Below are 18319 nucleotides of genomic sequence, written 5' to 3'. Positions count from 1 at the left end.
CACCATGAGTACCATTTTGCATGAACAGAGCTATAACTCAGCCTAGATTGAACTCCAGCTCGCACATGCGGATAAAAACAGTATCCGGGGAACCTATAACCATGCTTTGTATCTGGAGCAACGGCGGGAGATGATGCAGTGGTATGCCGATTATATCGACTCTCTGGAACACAGAGGAGTCATACCAAAGCCATCCGCTGCATAGTAACCTGTCTCATAAATCCAGCAACGTCAGTAATGATACTGGCGTTACTGGATTCTGCCTTTATTTATTTTTTGTCATTATCTGCCATAAACGTCGCTTGGTGAGTGAAACACTATTACGTTTCATTGAGTTTGACTCCCAAACTGAGGTTTGCGACTGATGGTCTATATCACATTGATTGAGTCTAGTTCATGGTCATGGGATGCGATGGAGCAGCAAATTAGCCACCAAGAGCGTAATGGCGTTCGGGCAGCGTACATTCACAAAGCCGAGTTTTTGGATGAACGCAGATTGATGATTCAGTGGTGGGCAGATTATCTGGATGCGAATCGGGAGAAGGGGGTTAGTCCGTTTGATTTTGTGAAATTGGAGTCTCCGAGGTATTAACCGCTGTCTTGAGGGTTCTGTCGCATTAGCATGGGCAAGTCAGTAAACGTTGTGCTGCCGGTTATTTAAGTAGCCAACAAATAAAATTGTTCCGCCGGGGATAAATGCGCTCCGGCGTAATGCTGATATTGCCCTTTACGTATCATCTGTACCAACTCGATGCCTGCTAACAGTCTCTGTGCCCGTCGAAATGAGCTGAAGCCCAGCATCGGCCGTATTCGACGTTTGATATTCCGGTGATCTTGCTCAACCAGATTGTTCAGGTACTTGCTCTGCCTGATGGTCATCCTTTCTTCTTCTGGTTTGTTGGCGTTGAGTATGGTCAGGGCCCCCGTGTTGGCGCCACTTTTATCGATAGTGACCACCTCCGGTTCGCCATGATGACGAATGGCCTTGCGAAAGAAACGCAGCGCAGCGGCGGCGTCTCGCCTGGCGGTCAGCAGGAAGTCGACGGTTTGACCTGCAGTATCCACCGCGCGGTACAGATATTTCCACTGGCCTTTGATGTTGATGTAGGTTTCATCCATTCGCCACCGACGACCTACTATGCGCTTGTGTCGGCGAAAAACCTTATCCAGCAGCGGTACCAGACAGATAACTCAACGATGCAGCGTGTAATGGTCAACGACAATACCGCACTTTTCCAGATTGCGTAAACTCAGTGAGTAAGCCAAATACCAGCGGACACACTGAACAATAATATAGATGGGATAACGCAAGCGACTGAAGGCTTTCCGCCACGGTAGGTATCTACCAATGTTAAAGCTCTGTTCCCGTAACTCAATGCACATGCGCCGACTGCCATATGTAGCATCAATTTCAGCATGAACATGCTTAACTATCACGTGCAACATAAGAATATCCGGTTTGAACATCGGCCGGTGGCTCTGGGCATAAAACACGCTGCGCGTGAGCGATAAACAGCGACATACCTGTTGGATAAACGCGGTGCCAAAGTGCACCAACCCGAACTCTTTCAGCTCGGCATCAATCCCATACTCCAGATGTCCTGGCGTGGATTGTGGCAGCAGAACCACGTTGAGACTTTTCAGGCGCGGTTCGTATTTCAGCAGTGTAGCGGAGAGAGTATCTATTAACTGATTAGCTGTCCCCGGCATGCCCTGTAATATTTTGGTCATATCAGGAAACCCAAAATCAGGTAAATGAGAATTTGTTTCGGTCCGGGAGTTCAGGATCCGTTGGATATTATCCAGCACCGACAATATGACCTGTTCTTCTTCACTCACGACGTCGAGTGGCAAATCACCGGTGAAATTACCGGTGAGGGTTTCATACAAAGAGGGGGAGTTTTGGTCCATATATTTACCTGACTGAAAATATGTTACGTTAATCATTATCAGTACAACAAGATAGTAACTAACTAAACTTATAGAAAGTAATTCATCACTATCATTATTTTTAAGAAAGAACACTTCATCATAAAACTCAAAATAAGAAAATTTAAGTAGTAAACTTCACCTGATATAATTTAGCTTCATATAAAAAAGGATAAAGAGCCAATCACAAAAATATATCTAATCATTACAATTATCCCTATAGAGATAACCCTAACATGGCGTAATGAGTGTCATCACCAATAAGTAAATAGCCTACCATTCAAAAAAAACAAACCAATTATGAGTATTGCAAGCAACTTTACAGGCTAAATAGGATTAGCAATCAATGAAATAGAAAAAAGAATATCACCCTACAATCTTGTGAAAGATAATATCTAGAGTACTATTGTACAAGGCCGAATCTAAGCCATAACAGTAATCACAAAAATTATTGCAGCTACAAAATGCTAGATTTGAAATAATTTTGTTTTTAGTTGCAGATGCTATATTTAACTAAGCCCATACTCGGCATCCCTTCTACTTAATGTGACTCAATGTTTCTAACTATTATTTTCTTGTTGTGAATTTTATTTACAATAGTAATACCTAGGATCACAAATAAATACCCCATAAAACCAGATAGGAACATCAATGTTACTCTGAGAGGATTTGTGCTGTACCATGTGGTAAACATAATTACAAATACCGACACTATCATTACTAATGAAAACCTTGCTTTCAGAAATGGGGAAATAAACACAGCAGGCATTACTATAAAATTCATATAAAACATAACAAAACCTAACGTCACTCCCCTGCTCTGGGGTTAAAATGGCCCATATACCATTCATGACCTAGTTGATGGATGGAGAAAACAACAAATCACGCCATTAATGCTATGATGACCTTGAACACAAAGATTTTATTTATTCCATATCCCATATTTTTCTAGCTGCTAAAATGAAAATATATCCAGTTACTACACTATTATTGGGCATGATGTATTATCGCTGCTTTATTCATTATTCTAGTGTGTTGTCAGTTGGAATAACATAAACACTGCCTTGGTCATCCCGCTTGAGCAATGACCAACGTGCATGGTGCTTATTGCCGTTTTTATCGACAAACATTGGCATTTTTTGCCCTTCGCGGGTTTGAATATACTCGGTTGCACCGTTAACAATCGATGCCCACTGCCCGGCATAAGGCGCTGTTTCGTCGGTCCAGCAAGTGATGCGAACAGGGTCGTCCGATTTCCCTATTTCGTCTTTATCCAGCAGGGCGCTGGCTTCGTCAAAGCGCCTGTACCATCTCATTGTCGATTCTTTGTCGAACTGAAATCCCTCATATTCCGAGTAAAAATGCAGGGATCTTGATTCATTAAATCGCACAGGTTTAATAAGCTGATTAACTTTGACTAACAACGGCGGCAAGCATCCTGCTTTGATGTCTCCCAATGGGGGGGGGAGTTCACCGGCTTTAAGTACGACACCATTGTTGTAGTGCAATAGGCTGATTTCAGGCGTTTGAGCTAAACGGTGTTTCAATTTTTCCGCCCCCCCCAGCTTGTCCAGCCACGGTGTACCGAGAATGGTATACCAACACGCACCTTTCAGGCCAATGACGGCTCCACCACCTTCAAGCGTACCGATGGAATCTACCATGACACCAGAAAAACGCTGTGCGAGTGAGTATTCTTGGGGGAACATGCGGTGAAATTCTCTTGGGAGAATAAAAGATAACCCCGCATAGCCACTTTCTACCGAAAAGGTATCACATAACCACAGTAACCAGTTCTGGTAGCGTTTTTTACCGTCAGGTTCTTTCAAATAAGAAATGGGAAAAATCAATTTAACAACGGAACGATCATTATCGTTATGAAAAACACGTTGCCCTAATAAAGTAATATCGTAATCTGGGGCAAGAAAGTCTTTTTCCGCACTGGTTAAATACCAGTCAACAATCTCTTCGGGACTTGAATCAAGTATTTCCTGCCGATATTTTTTATAATTATTTTCAGTAATGCCCACCCAATTATGAGTAACGTGTTTTTTTAAATGAGGCTTAAATTCCGCATAGAAGCGGTCCACACACTCTACCATTTTCTGGCGCACGTATGCGGTATGGCCGTCTTTAAAAAACACGGTAATAATCAGACCGAGATTGACCGCCGGACTGCCGTCTTTGTACTTCACGGAGGCTTCAGGCAGCCATTTATCGATGTAGTTCAATTCAAAATCCTGTAATTCCATCATTCCCCCTTATCCGGCCGTTACCACCGGATCCATCATTCAGGCAATGGGTTTTCAACTCACACAGTGGAAAGAGTTAAAGCTCTGTCATTAGCGGCAACCAACCAAGATCCAGAAGTTTTATTTCTAGGTCATTAGCTTTGCTTATGTGTTCTTTATTTCGTCCATCAAAGATATCTATAGTTGAGACAACAATAGTTCCTTTTTGCTTTTCAGCAGCCATCACAGGTACTATTCTAGCCGCCTCAGGAATTAACTCTGGTAATAATATCGCTGGAATATAAATCATCCACCCTACACAAATTCGATCAGGGAATACATTTTCACTATTATTCCAATAGCCATTAGTATTTATTGATGCATACACATGTCCTTTATTAGAAACAAGGAAAGTTAAAAAATCAATGACTTTTTCTACATTCACATCTGTTTCGTTACAGGTAATACTAACATCCAAAGTTGTTTTTTTTATATTTTCGACATGCTTTTTTATATAGTTTATTGAACAAACTTTGCTGTCAGTTTCACCATCCCATACACCTTCTATTATTAACGGGTAATCTTTATTTATTTGACTGCGCCATCTTTCAACAACCTTAGGTTCAGCCTTGTCATGGTCAAATACAACATACTCAAGCGCTTGCTTTCTTGAATATCCTTTTTCGTACCATCGTTTTTTTGTCCCCAACATTACATCTATCAATTCAGAAATATAAAACAATTCATCAAGGCATAACTCAACGTCAGGACGTAGAGTATCTTCATAGTAAGCATTTGTTGATATTCTTATCATGGCACCCACCTTGTAATTATGTCTTTAAAGTCTTTAAACATTTTCGAAAAGTATCGATAGCTCACTGGCTGCATAAAAACCCAAACGACTTTTAAAGGTTGATTAACCGTCGCAACAGCTTGATGGCGTGATGCCTGACTAATTGCACTTCCATCACCTTTCCACCATTCTTTTTTTGTACCATCAGCCCTGAAAAACTGATCATACCTCGCTTTCGCCTCCCAGAACTGACACAGTTTGTCTTTCCAGACATCAAATGAAACACCACAATACTTAAACTCCTGTATCTGCTGCGTTTCCGGATTATAAAAAGTGCCACAAATGCGTGTCTGGTAGTTTATTTATTCATAAGCAGCCAACAGTTCTAATTTTTATTAATGATGACCAGACCTAATGCATGAGTAGGATGATAAAATAACATCATGACATCCAATATTTCCTTCAGAAAACCAACTAATAACTCTACTCAATGGAAAATTATGACGCGAAAAACCATATCATTGCAGATGTATACGACTTAATAATTAATGCATATCATTACAATAATTTTCATTATTATTTAATATTATTATTTATACTGATATTTCATAACCCACTAGCATGGTCAAAAAAAACAATCATCCCATAACCTGATGAAACGTCTGCCTATCTATACTACTAAGCTCTGACAATACTGGTATAAAATTCGCTGAATCACTTATCGCATTATGTAACCACAACGTCATTTAAGTCCTCAGCAGAAAAATAATTATCATATTTCATATGTATAATAGTTACATCCCTTTAATCAAAGGCAACAGTCCATTAGCTGCCAACTCCATTTCCACATTATTTGCACAAGCTATATCAGTTTGATCTTTACCATTAAATTCATCTTTCGATACAATTATTGTTCCAATGTCATTGTCGACATCAAATAATTTATATGCTGAGGGTGCATCCTCATGTGTGATTTTTACTGGTAAATATAACATCCAGCCCACTGGTAATTTATCATCAAAAACCTCGCGTTGATTAAATCTATACTGCTCCGTATCTAACAGTATATATTTAAATGCCCACCCATTATACTTTATCATCTTATCAAAAATATAGATGAAACTATCGACATCATTATAGTTGGATAAATGTTTTATAGTTACCGACAATAAATATCTTTCATTCGAAATTGTTGGCGTATTTTTATAGTAGATGGTAATGATACTATCATCTTCATTCTCATCAGCTAGAAAAATACTAATATCTTCGTTTAAATTTATAGCTATATTGATAAAATCGATGGCATCTTGGGTCATCATGTTATTTTCAATTGCTATAAGCTTGCTTGTGGGGTTAGCGATCAGCCATTTACTTGATTTCTCAGACCAAGCAGGTAAATTTTGTATAAAAAGATACATTTCCCTCAAGAGGTTAATTGCAGTTAACTCGCTTTTTCTATAAATCAATGCCTGTATTTTATAAAGCATATATACTCTCAAACTCATTCAGGAGGAATTTATTTCAGATATTGCAAGGAATTACAAATCAAACCATTTAGGCAAGTGACCATTTGCAGCGAGTTCTATTTCAACATTATTTGCACAAATAATGCCCCCGACATCCTTACCGTTAAATTCTTCTTTTGTGATAATTATAGTTCCTGATTTTTCTGCAAGATAAACAACTTCTGGCGCTGACGGTATCTCACTGCACTCAATGAATTCCAGTAGAAATAGCATCCAACCAGCAGGCAAGCGGTCTTCAAATGCAGAGTGTTGTTCCATTCTGTACCGTTCCGTTTCAAGACGTATATAAAGATACTCCCAAAACGTAAGCAAAGGCATACCTGTTAAAATTCTCAGAAAAGCTTTCTTATTATATTGTGTTCGAGGTAATCTAACTGCCAAAGTTAATGAGTATCTATTCTCCGCAATTGCAGGCGTATCTTTGAATCAAATGATAATTGGACTTTCATCTTTTTTATCTCCAGCAAGGACAATGCTTAATGATTTTTTTAGCGATAATGTCATCGATATATTCTATGGTCTCAGATGTAACTTCTGAATGAGTAAGAGCCACAATTATCTTTGAGGAATGAGCAATAAACTACTCCTTTGGTTTTTCATCCCACGAAGGTAACAAACTGATAAAATCATTTATTTCACTAAGTAAGTGAGATGCCGTTGTAGCATTCGATCTATATAAAATACTTTGGGTTATATATAACATTTAACTGCCTTTTTTTAATTAATCTGGGAATATATTTCCATGTACTCACAGTGTGAGTTGTTAATTCTTTCATAATGAAGTCATATGCGCTGATATTCATTATTTCCCCCTCAGCTAGCGTTGATTAATCTTTCTCAGCATTGAAATAAACATCACCCTTATCATCCCTCTCCAGTAGCGACCAGCAGGCTTGATGTTTTTTGCCATAAACATCCTCAAATGCGGGTAATTTCTGTCCTTCACGCATCTGAATATACTGCGTCGTACCGTCAATAATAGATGCCCAGCGTCCAGCATAGGGGGCTGTTTCATCGGTCCAACGGGTGATGCGTACCGGATCTTTGACGGCAGGTGTGGTGGCAAGAGACGGTAATTCTACATCAAACCGGGCCAACCACTTTGCTGTTGAATTAGCATCAAAACGAATTTCACCAGCGATGGAACCATAGCCCAGACTGCCAATTTTTGCTGCTCTGATAGGCTTCAATACCTTATTAACCTTTACATACAATGGTGGGTAGGGATTGTCATTTACCCCGCCCAGTTCAGGCCATTCACCGGCCCGGATAATTACCCCACCATCGTAGGGAGTAATTTTAATTTCAGGTTCTATCAAAGCTTCTCGCAAGTAACTCATCCCACCCAGTTTTTCCAGCCAGTCATTACTGAAGAATGTCTGCCAGTTGACTGAACGAATACCTGTTCTGGAATGCTTATCTGTATTTGAGTTGATGACATCAATGCCATTAAACTCCTGACATATTTCATATTCGAGATGTTGGTATCGTTCTCTTTCGTAACACTGCTGTATACCCAAGCCCATTAGGCCGTGTAAGGGTTGCAGAATGGTACAGAATTGAACAAGTAGTTTTTCCAGATATTCCTTATCATTAAGCTCTGATACTGGAAGATAAAAACCAAAATAACTGACTCGTTTGTGGATTGACTCATACCAGCCAGCGGGAGAATGATATTCAACACTGTAGTTTGCTGTATATCTAAATCCTTTGTCACTGGACCAGATAAAATTAAGATCATCGCCAAAACTATTGGCGATGACTTCTTTAAATTCTTTGGCCGATATACTGGCATAATCTTGGTCTTTATAAGGATCGTTGGTGTATCCCCATTTTAGCTTTTCACCATATTCATTATGGTAAAGCTGATAGGCTTCGGCTATTCGTGCCCGATTTTCCTGAGTATAACTTTTATCCAGATAGAACCACGCTACCAGCCCAACCTGTAATGCATTGTGATTTTCAGGATCGTCTTCTGCGCCGTAGGTAAATTCGTATTCGGCCCGCTTAAATTTGTCAAAAAAGTCCATTATTCTGTTTCCTTAATCCGGCCAATAAACAAAATCCTGATACGGGTTCAGGCTTGTTGTAGATGTTGTGGATGCTTTTATATCCGATTCAGAAGCCGTTGCCATACCTACGCTCCCCCCCGGAATAAAAAAAGAGGCTACAATTCTGGCATATTGTACTGGAGCCCCGGCAATGGTGCCGATCAGATTTTCACCCGCAGCAGCAACCGCCGCGGCACTACTACTGGCAACTGGGGCGGCAGAAATTACCGGAGCGGCAAACCGGCGCAAACCGAAAATCAGCCCCCACGTACAAAATGGAAGTCCCAGCGCGGTAAACCAGAAGGCAAAACCAGTGCGCTCCGAAGTCCAACTCCAAAGAGTCAGGGCAACACCTCCCAGCATGACAAACGCCAAGAACAGCAACCATCGACGGGGACTGGGACGCGCTATTTTTGTTGCCTTTTCAGGGATGGCATCCAGCCAGACAGGCATAATCAACTAACCTTTGCTGCTGTAAAAGAGCTGACCAGTGTGCAACCACACCCGCACTTATATCCTTGAAATACCACAGGGATTCCGTTATCTAAATAATCAGGATTACCCTCAACAATGGTGGTCGGGCCATGGCCTTGAATCGGGCAGGAAACTTTATCGCCTTTACGGGCAACACCAATCCCACCGAATTTCATTGTGTCAGAAGCGGTCATCACTGAACCGCCGTGAGTGGTTTTATCGCCTTTACGGATAATCTGGAGCATTATTGGGGACCTAATAAAATGGCTAAAATGTTTAAGTTTTATAAAATAAGCCGAAAATAAAAAAGAACCTGCCAGTAATTAATTCTGTATTTGTTCCAAGAAACCGTTTAATTCGTTCACTCGTGAAATATTCATGTCCATTCGACATATGCTGTACATCGGTGTGCCAATAATAAAACCCTGAACATCACACCAGTTTTCTCGCAAAGTTAGCCAACTTTTTTGTGCTGTCTCGAAGTTCTTAGTCACATAAGGAAGATCGCGCACTTCGATTATTTTGTATATTTTCTGATAAACGATATTCATGTCTTTTTTTGCAGTATCAGACACCAAGTCAGCACACCCCATCACGATGGAGTTATTTATGCCTGGGCTATCTTCCCGACAGTCGGATTCAATTTTTGAATAATCTGTTAGTGCAGCATGTAAAAAAAATGGAAACAATAAAAGCACAAAAGCCGTTTTATTTATTAAGTTCATACTCAGAGGCCATCCAGAATAGTTTATATCTTAGATCGCAATATAATTTTACAATCCCATCATGGTATATATTGCATGCACCAATCAATGTACACTATAGCTAATACTAATAGTTCCAGATCACCACCATAAATGAATTAGCACTAACTAATATCACATCACTAATCAAATGCGCGGAATTATTGTGGCTCGAAAATTAATAATATTTTAATAGATGTTATCTTGTCATTGGCTAAATTAAATATAATTGACATCTCATTTAAAGAGTAGGAAATCATATTATTTGACTCATTCAATTCAATCCCATCATAAGAACTTATGATATTTCCTCATTTAATCCTCCGACACATTTACTTGTATCGAAATATCGAGGCATTGAAATATGTCAGGTTCGGACATATTACTTTTTGGAACAAAATAAGGCCGAGTTTCATCCTGAGTCGCTAATATACAGATTATTTCCGCCTTTGGATCATTCCAGTTATTATGATCAACAAATCGAGTTACCTGATCAAACTTCATGGTTTCTTTCGCTGTCAGTAACATGTGCCGCCTCCTGGATAGCTGGACTCCCCATCAGTACCTAGTGAATCAACTATTTATTGGAAATTACATTTTTTCATTTTAATATCTCCTCTTCCATCAGAAGCAACAACAAAATCAGGTTCTGTTTTCCAAACATAACTTTTCTTCTTGGTATCATAAAAACCTTTCCAAGACACATGTAAAATCCCATTTTTAGTTGATAATTCAGCAATAGGTTTACTTTGAGAGATGTCAGCCCAATTGATTACGTCATTCATTGATTCAATGACATCACGATAGAATACTTTTGATTTTCCATCAGGATCTTCTACTAAATGTGCAGATATATATAGATTATTATCATTTATATTTATCTTCGCCTCATCGGATGAATATATTTCCACACTTCCACCAAACCCTCCGCATTTCACTGACCAATAACCAATATTTTCAACATTGGCAAACGCTAAAACAGGGATAAAACAAAGCAAAATAACTATAATTTTTTTTCATTTTAGAATCCATTTAAAAATCCATTTTTTATATGTAAGTCTGTTTTTCCTTCCATCTCTTCCTTAAAGAATTCACTATAAATCCTCAAACATTCACTAAGCGACTTTATTGGCTGATTATGTCGTGCAGGAGGAAGACTTGCCCATTCATAACTACAGCTATTCTCGATGGCCTCTTTAATTTTACCATGAATAATCATATCTAAAGCATTGTCTCGAACTTTTTCTTTTAAGATTATCACACAAAGCAAATCTTGCGATTCAGGTGTAAAATCAGTAATGCCATATTCTTTCCGCCAAAAAACCATCGAACGATCATCCCAAGTGTATCCCATCACCTGATAGGCTCCTGCTGCGGAAGATATATATTCTTTTCCAGTCTTCTTATTTTTCCGCGTAATCTTAATCTGCGGGTGAGTTGTAAACGTTTTATGATAGTCTCGGATGAAAGATCCCCCCCCAAATAATCGCTCTATTTTTAAGAAAAAAAACCAATAAATTGTTAATTTAAATAAAGTATGAAAATGGGTAAGCGCATTCAACCAAAGGGTTAATCGGAATAATCAAGCCTAACTTATTTTTTAGTTTAACATTATAGCCAGATAAGAATGTCTTATATAACCCAACTATTTTTGACTGCCGAGGGGGCATTTCTTCTTTGTAGCACTCATACTTACATACACCATCTACAGTTACATCTTTATTATCAATGACAATTTCTTTTCCTTTAAAAACCTCATTTACTGAATATTTCGCCACATCTTGCCCTTGCGGATCGATGCGTTCAGAAACTACATAATGCTTCCATATCGTTGATGTTATTAGTCGATAAAGGAAGAGCTGAAGCAAAATTATCTACTTTAGTATTTGCAACAAATTAAGTTAGAATTAATGACAAAACTAATAGTAATTTAATAATTTTCATTGAGATATTTTTTTATAGACTTTGCATTTTTATAGTTAAAAGTAAGTCCTGATAAATTGTATCCATCATAACCAGATAGATTCCCATCATTTAATATTTTTTTGTTTACTGAAACCCTTTCATTGTAGTATTTATATGCAAAAGTTTTATAATGTTTCGCATTTACATTATCTTCATCCCAAGACACAAGAACAATTACATTATTAATATTATCGATTTTTGTAAAAAAAACCGTCTCAATCTCAGGTACGCCATCATACACCTGATAGCTATCAATGGAGTCTGTTTTTAATCCACTCTGTGTAATAAATGAAATAGACTCATCTTTCTCTTTGATAAAAGAGACAGTTAAATTATTATTTTTATCTAGAGGAAATGGTCCTTGAACAACATTGATAGCTGCCTGACATGGCAATATTATGCTTAAAAAAAACAGCAATAAAAAATTCTTAATCATAAATAATCACTCCAACTCTGAATTAAGGCCAAGAATAGGGGCTACTTTATTATATATCTTAAGTCTATCGGCATATCCATTCTGCCCACCATTAACTATTTGCATAACAACAGAAACTGTTGAATACTTGCCCAAGTTGTTTGAATACTCTCCAGTAGTAATAGCATCCCCATTGAGGCTTAGCTCATTTAGTATGATATTTGAAAGCTTACGATTTATTTCTAATTTTTTGTAATAAAAAAGTAGCATTAATTTATTTTCTTAAGGTTTTTCCACTCTCTCCCTCCCCATGGAAACAACTCACTTTTAATTAAAAATAAATTATTTGATGACTTCTTTATAAAAAACTGAGGTGGTAATGCATCACATTCAATACCTTTATTTTCGTCTTCTAACCAAATCAATTTCAATTCATCATTGGTTTTAGTGATTTTATATTTTCCATCACAAGTAAAAGGTGCATGCCACGATGAAATATTAAGTGTACTTGTTTCATCCCCATTAAGATAAAAAGTCCATGTGATACTGGATTTTTTTCCATCGATAAGCTCTTCACCTTGCTGAGTATAAACATACTTACCTGATTTTATATCAGAAGTTGCTGAGGCAAACGATGTATTACTAAGTACAGCAAAACAGACTGCAGTAAAGAAAATAGTATCCCTTGAAATATTGAACATTATTGATATACATCATTAGAGCATGTCGGAGAAACCTCGTAGCCTAAGCTCAAATAAATATGCATGCTATTTTTATATTGAGGCGCATAAACATGTACACCTTCTACACTGGTACAAAGATTAAAATTCATTTTTTTGTCATCCAATAATATCGACAATTCGGAAGGATAAGTATTTAAGGTCATTTTATAATCTACTTTTTGTTTTGATGAGTAAATAACAGCAATACCATAGACTGCATCTGTATTATCGCTTTTATTCATTATATACCTAAATGTATGAATCTCTTTTTCAGAGGATACATCAGTAACACTATCATTAGTGATAACCTCAACGAATTTACTTCCCGGAAGTGAAGAACACTTTCTTTTTTGATCGGGTGTATCGAAACACATCAATACGTTATCATCACTTAAGGAATTTTTTGTCGTCGAAAGAGAAATATCCTCAGGACTGAGGGAAACAATACCGATAGCTACTACCGCAGGAGAAACTTTCGCGAGAATAGTGGAGGAATAGACTATTGCTAATGTAAAGAAAATGCTTTTAATCATATATTACCTTAGAGGTTACCTGCCATCATCAGACCAATGAGGTGGATCAGAGATAAGTTTATGAACGCCATATGATGCCCCAACAGCATTCAATTCAGTATTAGTTCTAACTATGATGCTATTCCCATGGCCTTTACAATTGAATTTCCTGTCATACCTGTTATCGTCATATCAATGGCTCTACGCTTAATATGACGAGATGTTAAAGAAGGTCTATAGACTATAGATTGTGCTGAATAATCAGATTGACACATTCCTGTTTGAACTCATGGGTAAACGTTTTTCTTCGCGTTCTCACCTCGTTAGTGTTGCTCGTTATATCTCTAACAAAGTGTCTGGGATGATTAGGCCATTACATCTTCTGCATGAGTTGGCGGTACCTTAATCTTTCTTTCGCTTTTTCAATCGCTAATTTTGTACGATTTGGAAACAATACCGTCATCTCGGAGGGGAACAAGTGCAGGTTCTTCTCCAACAAGCGCCACTCGTCATCAGTCCAGCGCTGCACAGGTGTCTCACGAACCTTGAGTTTCGTGTATTTCAGACCCAGTTGGCTTGCCTTGATTTTGATCGACTCAGCACTTCTGCGAGGCAGTTTTTGAACCACTTTAGTGCCTATTTTGGGGTAAAACTGCGTCAAAATACGGACTTCATTTTTCTGCCAGTTTCGGAGACTTTTGACCCCCATTTTTTTTGCCATAGCAAAAATGGTTTTCCGTGTTCTGCCCGGTAATAACTGACCGACAAAAGTTATCCCCTCGCCATCGGCATAATGTGTCCGGATAACCTCTTTTTCCTCTTCAGTCCAAGAATCCGCCTGCACCTTACAAAGCCCTAACTCCTGGGCTGCCAATCTTATTGCGGTCACAGTACGGCCCAAGTGAGCCGCTATCTCAGCGACTGGTATCTTCCCATAGTGTGCTTCCACAAACGTCAATTCGCCCACGGTCCACACGGTACGGTGGTTTCTGTATTCTTCACTCATCGCAGCTTCCTGATGCAATACCTTGGTCAACCTTTCCCGGCACAGGCAATAAACCCTTTATTTTTGACTGCGTGATATGGTCAGTCGCGCATCATACCTACGGTGATGTCATTTCGGGCAACGTGAGTAACGCATACCGGTTCAGCAGTTGAGTAAACCTGCTGTCAATCTGTTGGCGCAGTGCCGAAGACGGGGTTTGCCCTGACTCGGACTGTACCTGATACTGACGCAACAACTCTTCCAGCGGTAATGCCTGTGTCAGTGGTTGCTGAATCGCAAAAACTACCGATTTAAGCTCCGATACCGTCATATAACGCCCCTTCTTTTCATCCAATCCATTCAGTCGGTCTGCCAGTTGCCGCAAACGCTCTTGTGCCAAGGCATAGTGTTTTAACTCCGCCAGCGGGGCCGCCCCAGCTTCTCGCTGTTGCTGCCACAACGCATTCAGTCGTTTGACCTCTTGACTGGCGGGCCACAGTTGCTGCGCCTGAGAGAGTAAGGCATCCCCCTGAGCCTGCGCCCATAAGGGTGGTAACTGTGTCAGTTGTTCCAGCTGTGTGCCACTGGCTTGCAACACGGGCTCAGCCAGACGCCCCAACCCGGCGTCTGAGGTCTGTTTTCTCAGTTCATCGATTGATTTGGCTGCCAGTGGCGCAGGTAATGGCGCGACACTGGTTAGCAATGCCTCGCGCAATGGATTAGATGACAGCGACTGCCAGATAAAGAAACTCCCTGTCATCAGCACGGCCATCAGTGATAACCCGGCGATAAAACCGTGGCCAGCCTTCCAACGAGGTGGAGGGGGCGAAGGCGGCGACAATTCAACCTGAACACGCGTTGGGGCAGGTTCGTTGACAAGATAAACCAGTGGTTCACTGACCGCAGCCGACGAGAATGCCGGTTGTGGCTGGGGTTCAGAGATAGCGGTGTGCCGCAGCGGAACACTTAATCGGTCTGGCGTATCGGTAGCGGCCTCGGCACTTTCCAGCCGCAATGCGGCGTTATGCAACATCAGGCGAACACCGTCCAGTTTACTCAGATGCTTAAGTTCCAACGTTTGCAACTGCGTGCACAGTTGTTCCAACGCACGCTCTGCCCGATACACCATAGCCAGGTCACCGTAGCACAGCGCCATAGTACGCCAAACTTGCTGCAACCGGTCACTCAACCAGGCCAATAACGCCACCCGGGCATGCGTTTGTGGGGGCCACAATGTGCTCCACTGATGGGAGAGTAACCCCGCCAGCAGCTCCAGCCCTTCACACAACCCGGCAAGACCGGCAATGTGCGTTCGTGCCAGCGTAAAATCAACCGTGGTCTGCAATTCAACCCCATTCTGGCGAAACAATGCCAGACACAGTTGCTCTACCCGCCCCCAATCAACATCCGGGCGGGCGGGATGATGTAATTTGCCGATTTCGTCACGTAAGGCACTAAATTCAGCAAGATGGCGGGGGTCACCGCCGGTTTTAACCGTCCGCTCGGTATTAGATGTCATAGTTTGTCTTCCCTGATAAAACATTAAAACGACGCCCTCGGATCGAGTTGCGTGCTAAAACCACCTAATATTCTTTTTATTAGATTATCTCTATATAACACCGGACTAACCCCATATTAATATCGAGCAAGAAACTGAGATGTGCGCCCGCATTTTCGGGCGCACATTGACCATTAATAATCAGTCATTAATCGTAATCCCTGTCCCCACCGAGAAAGGCGATACGCTCTTGAGTCATTTTTGTCTGACACTGGTAGATTTTAATTCTATTCTGGAAAGGTGTTGCCGCTGAATCCGCATCAGAAAGTTTTCCACATTTAAGCGCTTTTTCATTCACCCAAGCAACCTGCTCTTTTTTCATGGATGACCTGATCGCGTCCGGCAATCTTTTCCAGACCTCATTCAGATAAGCGTCCTGGCCCATATAGTCCCTTTTAGCATTATCCAATTTAGCACTATAATTACTACTAATAATGTCATCTTTCGTTACGGCGAGAACCGTCGTTTGATATAACGCTTTCATAATATTTTCGACACGACTGACAGAAATATCTTTTTTATTATCTGCTAGTTTGACACTATAGGCATAGTCATTCCATACAATGCTGCCTTGATTAAGCGTTCCGCCATTGCTCACCAGCAGGGACAGATAAACCGGATTATCTTTCACGACTTCAAGTGTTTCGGCCGGTAAATTAACGGCAATTGTTGCCTTACAGTTCAGTTCACTACCCGTATTACCTGCAGTTGATACATTGGATGCGTTAATACTGATGCCGTTGAGTTTATCCTGAAATACCTGAAGGTCTTTGCCGTAGAAACGTGCAGCATCTGTAATATAATTACTTTGCAACTGTCCCCCTGCTCCACTCTTAATATAATCCTGCAATGCCTTCACAGCATCTTCTCGTCCACATTTAAAGTCATCACCGCCAAAGAAACCCGCGTGAGCATTTAACGAAACAAATAAAACAGAGGACAATAAAAAACTCTTTTTCAACATTTAAAAACACCTTTTTTTATTACAACGCAGGCGAAAGAATGACTTCCCACCTGTTCCATTAAAAAATAATATGTTTACACGCACTAAAAAATACTAAATTCACAAGCGCTCAATATGACTCACCCGGATTGAGGCAGTGTTGTTGTTTAAGGTGGCGAATCAACACCCGCCCTTCCGGCATAAACGCGGTGCCAAAGTGCACCAACCCGAACTCTTTCAGCTCGGCATCAATCCCATACTCCAGATGTCCTGGCGTGGATTGTGGCAGCAGAACCACGTTGAGACTTTTCAGCCGTGGCTCATATTTCAGCAGCGTGGCAGAGAGCGTGGTCAGCAGTGAATGTGCCGTGCCGGGCATCCCTTGCAGGATTTTACTCATGTCAGGTAGGCCGTAATCGGGCAGATGGCTAAGCGTACCGGCGCGGCAGTTAAGAATGCGCTGCATATTGTCGAGCACCGACAGAACACCTTGATTGGCTTCGCTCACCTGATGGAGGTCGAGGCCACCCGCGACGTTGCCGAACAGCATTTCATAGAGAGAAGGCTGGGGCATATTACTTATCCTTCAAGGGTAAAAGTGTCATCCCATGATTATTCAGTTCAATCTGACGAGCCTTATCGGGGTCGAGGTCGTCACGGTTCAACACCACTCGCCAAGTGTTGTTAGCGATATCGGGTGCCAGAAACATAGCTGCAACCGCCACATACTGCGCTTTTTCGTCCAGCGGCATATCAACGGACACCGCAGCCCCCGGGCGAATGCGGATATCTTTTTCAGCAAGCAGATCGGCTTTGATGGCCTGGCTGTCCTCGGCAAATAATGAGGGATAATCGGTACCGTCAAACGTTTTGCGATCCTGTAGCTGATAGATGCGCACTACCGTAGCCAATGGGGCACCTGCCGCATTGTTGTTTACCGCGTCCCGCGCCTGTATATCCAGATGCAGTATTTTCACCTGCTTATAAAAAATGGATTTTGTTACCGCAACGGTGCCATCACTCACTTTCTGGGTCAGTCCGCATCCGCTCAGGGTGGATATCATGACCAGCATCAGTAATGAAAAGCGTGTCTTACCAGCGATAATCGCCATGTTCATCGGTCTCCCTTCGGTGAAGATTTTCCTGAACACGCTGATAGCGGCCCAGATTAATTGTGATCATTTCAGTGTTGGCTGGTGCGGTTGATGCGACGCGCGGTGTCCGCATTACGGCGGTTCTGCCTAACAGAATACCGGTGCTTTTCGGCTGGCAGGAGAGTTGCGCATCAGGCAATAGCGCGCGTAACACCGACAGTTGTAAACGCACATGCAACCGCGACCCCAGATACACATGCAATAACGCCATCAAATCCGTGTGTAATTGCCCGCCGGGCAACCACTCGCGGGCTTCATCGGGGTTACGCCGTCCGGTAACAGAATGCCGCTTCCCAGAATAGCGAGATGACGCTCCGC

The 18319-nt window shown here is 41.1% G+C and carries 21 protein-coding genes and 5 pseudogenes; 2 read left to right on the top strand and 24 right to left on the bottom strand.

Translation table 11 applies throughout. From position 1 onward, the window contains the following. Both AEP37_RS25275 and AEP37_RS20410 read left to right on the top strand, forming a co-directional pair. Positions 1–205 (top strand): annotated as a pseudogene (locus AEP37_RS25275) (tyrosine-type recombinase/integrase); the annotation flags it as partial. Between the two features lie 147 nt (positions 206–352). Next, positions 353–592 (top strand): annotated as a pseudogene (locus AEP37_RS20410) (hypothetical protein); the annotation flags it as partial. 65 nt (positions 593–657) lie between these two features. Here the strand turns inward: AEP37_RS20410 and AEP37_RS20405 are convergent. The 24 genes and pseudogenes from AEP37_RS20405 to AEP37_RS20285 all read right to left on the bottom strand — a co-directional run. Then, positions 658–1383 (bottom strand): annotated as a pseudogene (locus AEP37_RS20405) (IS6 family transposase). Between the two features lie 141 nt (positions 1384–1524). Further along, positions 1525–1911, bottom strand: a pseudogene (gene tssE, locus AEP37_RS20400) (type VI secretion system baseplate subunit TssE); the annotation flags it as partial. A gap of 1040 nt (positions 1912–2951) precedes the next feature. Then, complete coding sequence (locus AEP37_RS20390; protein ID WP_049615073.1) at positions 2952–4181, bottom strand: DUF3396 domain-containing protein; 1230 nt, start codon at positions 4179–4181, stop codon at positions 2952–2954. Positions 4182–4257: 76 nt separating this feature from the next. Further along, on the bottom strand, positions 4258–4974 hold the full coding sequence (locus AEP37_RS20385; RefSeq protein WP_042592774.1) for an Imm52 family immunity protein: 717 nt from the start codon (positions 4972–4974) through the stop codon (positions 4258–4260). Then, on the bottom strand, positions 4971–5261 hold the full coding sequence (locus tag AEP37_RS25270; protein WP_230675942.1) for a Tox-REase-5 domain-containing protein: 291 nt from the start codon (positions 5259–5261) through the stop codon (positions 4971–4973). The genes AEP37_RS20385 and AEP37_RS25270 overlap by 4 nt, the downstream gene beginning before the upstream one ends. 486 nt (positions 5262–5747) lie before the next feature. Then, positions 5748–6440, bottom strand: a complete 693-nt coding sequence (locus tag AEP37_RS20380; protein WP_049615072.1) for an Imm52 family immunity protein — start codon at positions 6438–6440, stop codon at positions 5748–5750. A gap of 51 nt (positions 6441–6491) precedes the next feature. Continuing rightward, entirely contained in the window at positions 6492–6737 is a 246-nt protein-coding gene (locus AEP37_RS20375) for an Imm52 family immunity protein (protein ID WP_049615071.1), read from the bottom strand. Between the two features lie 569 nt (positions 6738–7306). Then, complete coding sequence (locus tag AEP37_RS20370) at positions 7307–8509, bottom strand: type VI immunity family protein (protein ID WP_042592773.1); 1203 nt, start codon at positions 8507–8509, stop codon at positions 7307–7309. Between the two features lie 255 nt (positions 8510–8764). Then, positions 8765–8983 (bottom strand): annotated as a pseudogene (locus AEP37_RS25265) (hypothetical protein); the annotation flags it as partial. Positions 8984–8985: 2 nt separating this feature from the next. After that, positions 8986–9249, bottom strand: a complete 264-nt coding sequence (locus AEP37_RS20360) for a PAAR domain-containing protein (protein ID WP_042592771.1) — start codon at positions 9247–9249, stop codon at positions 8986–8988. 78 nt (positions 9250–9327) lie between these two features. After that, positions 9328–9729 (bottom strand): lysozyme inhibitor LprI family protein, encoded by a 402-nt coding sequence (locus AEP37_RS20355; RefSeq protein WP_042592770.1) that lies wholly within the window; start codon positions 9727–9729, stop codon positions 9328–9330. Positions 9730–10328: 599 nt separating this feature from the next. Next, positions 10329–10745, bottom strand: coding sequence for a hypothetical protein (locus tag AEP37_RS20345; protein WP_042592768.1), 417 nt, complete (start codon positions 10743–10745; stop codon positions 10329–10331). Positions 10746–10768: 23 nt separating this feature from the next. Beyond that, positions 10769–11104, bottom strand: a complete 336-nt coding sequence (locus AEP37_RS20340) for a lysozyme family protein (protein WP_196299438.1) — start codon at positions 11102–11104, stop codon at positions 10769–10771. 169 nt (positions 11105–11273) lie between these two features. After that, on the bottom strand, positions 11274–11525 hold the full coding sequence (locus tag AEP37_RS26265) for a hypothetical protein (protein WP_049615068.1): 252 nt from the start codon (positions 11523–11525) through the stop codon (positions 11274–11276). A 152-nt stretch (positions 11526–11677) separates the two neighbouring features. Continuing rightward, positions 11678–12148: a hypothetical protein gene (locus tag AEP37_RS20330; protein ID WP_049615067.1), complete on the bottom strand. Its 471-nt coding sequence runs from the start codon at positions 12146–12148 to the stop codon at positions 11678–11680. A 6-nt stretch (positions 12149–12154) separates the two neighbouring features. Further along, the gene (locus AEP37_RS20325; RefSeq protein WP_042592767.1) at positions 12155–12397 is read right to left on the bottom strand and encodes a hypothetical protein; all 243 of its coding nucleotides are present in this window, start codon (positions 12395–12397) and stop codon (positions 12155–12157) included. Next, positions 12397–12828 carry a hypothetical protein gene (locus AEP37_RS20320; RefSeq protein ID WP_042592766.1) on the bottom strand — a complete coding sequence of 144 codons (432 nt, stop codon included), beginning with the start codon at positions 12826–12828 and terminating at the stop codon, positions 12397–12399. Before AEP37_RS20320 ends, AEP37_RS20325 begins: the two co-directional genes overlap by 1 nt. Further along, a complete protein-coding gene (locus AEP37_RS26260; RefSeq protein ID WP_126286928.1) occupies positions 12828–13382 on the bottom strand; it encodes a hypothetical protein in 555 nt (184 codons plus the stop codon). Before AEP37_RS26260 ends, AEP37_RS20320 begins: the two co-directional genes overlap by 1 nt. Positions 13383–13734: 352 nt before the next feature. Then, the gene (locus AEP37_RS20310; protein WP_042592764.1) at positions 13735–14367 is read right to left on the bottom strand and encodes a hypothetical protein; all 633 of its coding nucleotides are present in this window, start codon (positions 14365–14367) and stop codon (positions 13735–13737) included. Between the two features lie 97 nt (positions 14368–14464). Continuing rightward, complete coding sequence (locus AEP37_RS20305; RefSeq protein ID WP_049615066.1) at positions 14465–15865, bottom strand: VasL domain-containing protein; 1401 nt, start codon at positions 15863–15865, stop codon at positions 14465–14467. 187 nt (positions 15866–16052) lie between these two features. After that, the gene (locus AEP37_RS20300; RefSeq protein WP_049615065.1) at positions 16053–16868 is read right to left on the bottom strand and encodes a lysozyme inhibitor LprI family protein; all 816 of its coding nucleotides are present in this window, start codon (positions 16866–16868) and stop codon (positions 16053–16055) included. A gap of 109 nt (positions 16869–16977) precedes the next feature. Next, positions 16978–17421: a type VI secretion system baseplate subunit TssE gene (gene tssE, locus AEP37_RS20295; RefSeq protein WP_049615064.1), complete on the bottom strand. Its 444-nt coding sequence runs from the start codon at positions 17419–17421 to the stop codon at positions 16978–16980. 1 nt (position 17422) lies between these two features. Beyond that, the gene (gene tssJ / locus AEP37_RS20290; RefSeq protein ID WP_280512719.1) at positions 17423–17959 is read right to left on the bottom strand and encodes a type VI secretion system lipoprotein TssJ; all 537 of its coding nucleotides are present in this window, start codon (positions 17957–17959) and stop codon (positions 17423–17425) included. Beyond that, on the bottom strand, positions 17940–18319 hold a 380-nt coding region (locus tag AEP37_RS20285), incomplete at its 5' end, for a type VI secretion system baseplate subunit TssG (RefSeq protein ID WP_049615062.1). The genes tssJ and AEP37_RS20285, both read right to left, overlap by 20 nt.

The sequence above is a fragment of the Yersinia pekkanenii genome (genome assembly GCF_001152565.1).
Taxonomy (GTDB): Bacteria; Pseudomonadota; Gammaproteobacteria; order Enterobacterales; family Enterobacteriaceae; genus Yersinia; species Yersinia pekkanenii.
This window is presented reverse-complemented; position numbering and strand designations above follow the sequence as displayed.